This is a genomic window from Nocardia sp. NPDC058497, assembly GCF_042720195.1.
Lineage (GTDB): Bacteria > Actinomycetota > Actinomycetes > Mycobacteriales > Mycobacteriaceae > Nocardia.
The window spans coordinates 1-2,565 of record NZ_JBHXMY010000730.1 but is presented as its reverse complement, the minus strand read 5'-3'; the positions used below and the strand labels follow the sequence as shown (position 1 = coordinate 2,565).

At 70.1% G+C, this 2,565-nt stretch carries 1 protein-coding gene and 1 tRNA gene; both read right to left on the bottom strand.

Annotated features, from left to right (window positions below):
- Positions 1–2: 2 nt before the first annotated feature.
- Positions 3–76, bottom strand: a tRNA-Met gene (locus ACFWPJ_RS30160).
- Between the two features lie 51 nt (positions 77–127).
- Positions 128–2,089, bottom strand: a complete 1,962-nt coding sequence (locus ACFWPJ_RS30155; protein ID WP_378856508.1) for a YhgE/Pip family protein — start codon at positions 2,087–2,089, stop codon at positions 128–130.
- Positions 2,090–2,565: the final 476 nt, after the last annotated feature.

Sequence of the window (2,565 nt, the reverse complement as noted above, 5' to 3'; positions counted from 1 at the left end):
GGTAGCGGGGACAGGATTTGAACCTGCGACCTCTGGGTTATGAGCCCAGCGAGCTACCGAGCTGCTCCACCCCGCGTCGGTAAGAACAACCGTACACAGGGACGGGAGGAGGCACCTAATCTGCTGATCAGAGGTGTTTTCCGGCCGGGGATGCGGCTGGATGCAGGGGTTCGGGCGCGGGGTCGAGGGTGGGGTCGGGGCAGGTGGTGGCGAAGTGGCGGGCAGCCAGCATGATTCCGAAGGCCGCGGCGAGCATGACCAGCAGGACAGCGATCGACGTCCAGAACATGGTGTCGTAGAGGGCGATGTCGGCGCGGATGATCGCGCGGCGGGCGTAGGTCATCGGGGCGATGTCCTCGAAGGGGCGGAACGCGGGCGGCGTTGTGCCCGCGGGGAATACGCCGCCGAAGGTGAAGATCTGGAACATGTAGAAGGAGAAGGCGGCGATGGAGCCGGCGACCCGGCCGAACAGGACGATGAACGCCTGGGTGGTCACCGCGGCCACCGCGCCGACCAAGGCGATCACGGCCGCCACGACGGGCCAGTGCTGCGGGGACCAGCCGGCCGAGCTGCCGTAGGCGGCCGCCAGCGCGGCGAGGACGATGACCCCGGCCGCGCCGACCGCGGAGCCGCGCAGCAGCGGGGTGGCGGCGCGGCGCCACGGGGTGCGGCCGGTCGCGGGACCACGCCACGGGCGCAACAGCATCCAGAGCACGATGGCGGCCAGGAAGGCGCACATCACCACCAGGACCGGGCCCGCGCCGCGGGAGATCTCCTTGTGGCTGCGGTCGCCGCCGCGCACCACCTGGCTCGGTTCCTGATTGCGGATTTCCATGGTGACCGGCTGGGCGATCACGTCGGCCGAGGCGGCGGGGTCGGTGATCTGGGGTGCGGCCGCGGCGCCGTCGCGCAGGCCGGTGTCGAGTTGGGTTGCACCCTCGTCCAATTGGGTGACACCCGCGCGGAGTTCCTTGCCGCCGTCGGACAGCTGGCGCAGACCGGTAGACAGTTCGGTCGCACCGGTGCCCAATTGGCCCGCGCCGTCCCGCAATTGGGTCGCGCCATCGGCCAGGGCGAGAACGCCTGCGCGGTACTCGGCCTTGGGGTCGGTGAGCTGGCGCGCCAATTCCTTGGTGCCGTCGCGCAATTGGGTGAGCTGGCCGACCAGGGAGTCGGGATCGCCGGGGTGGACCTGGCCGATCAGGTCCTTCAGCTGGGTGATGGCGTCGGCCAGCGCCGGATCGGCGTTCTTGCTCAGCTCGTCGAGCAGCGGGTTCAGCTGGGTCGAGAACTGTCCGGCGGGCTGGAGGGCATCCAGCAGCGGCGTGATGATCTGGTCCACGCCGTCGCGGATCTGCGTCGCGCCCGTGCCGAGTTGATCGGTGCCGGTGACCAGTTCGTGCGCGCCGTCGGCGAGTTGCACGGTGCCGGTGTGGAGTTCGCCGACGCCCGCGACCAGTTGCGTCGCGCCGGTGGCGGCCTCGTCGAGTCCGGTCGAGAGCTGTCCGGAGCCGTCGGCCAGTTGCGCGGTGCCCTGCGCCAGCTGGGTCGCGCCGCGCGCGGCGTCGCCGATTCCGGAGCCGAGGCTGTTGACGCCGATCAGGATCTGGGAGGCGTAGCCGCGGCCGATCGTGGCCGCGATCTGGTTCTGCGCGTCCGCGACGACACTATTGGCGACGGCGGGGCCGAGCGTGCCGTTGAAGTCGTTGTAGTACACCGCGATTCGAGCGCGCTGGGGCACCGGGTCGGTCACGCTCAGCACGCTGCGGGTGAATTCCGCGGGGATGACGACCGAGAAGGCGTACCGGCTCTCCCGCAGACCCCGCACCGCTTCGTCGCTGCTGACCCGATGGAACTGCAGCTCACCACCCGACACCAGGGTGTCGAGGATCTCGGTGCCCATGTTCTGAGCCTTGCCGTCGGAGATGCCGCCGACATCGTCGCTGGCGACGGCGACGGGAATCTGCTTCAGGTACAGCTCCGGGTCCCACATGATCCACATGTAGACGGCGGAGACCAGGGTCGGCACCACCAGGAATAGGACGACCAGGACTCGTGCCGGTGTCGATGCCCCGCGCGTTCGGCGCATGCCGCCGATGCGAGCGCGGATGGATGTCGATCTGTCTGCCACGGCGAACCCCGATACTGCTCTGCTGATTTCGGGACTCAAGCTACCTGGTCATGCGTCCAGCAGGTGTAAACTCGGTGAAACACCTTCCCGGCTCACCGGATCGCGTCGACCACCAGCGCGGTCGTATTGTCGGTGCCGCCGCGCCCCAGCGCCGCCCCGACCAGCCCCTCGGCGACCTGGCCACCCAAGGAACCTGCGCCAGGATCGATTTGACGACCGGCCCGCCCAGGCGAAGGCGTCGGCATTGACCGGCCGCCATCCCGGCCTGCTCCTCCCGGCCCCGGCCACCCGGCGGAGCAGCGCCCGAGCCTCGGCATCGTCGGGCCGATCGTCTCCCACCGCGATGGCTGCCCGCGGCCGCGGCCGCGCCGCTGCAACCCAACGCTCGCGGCGGGCAGGTGTTCGCCGATCTGATCGCGGCAGCCCGGTGGTGG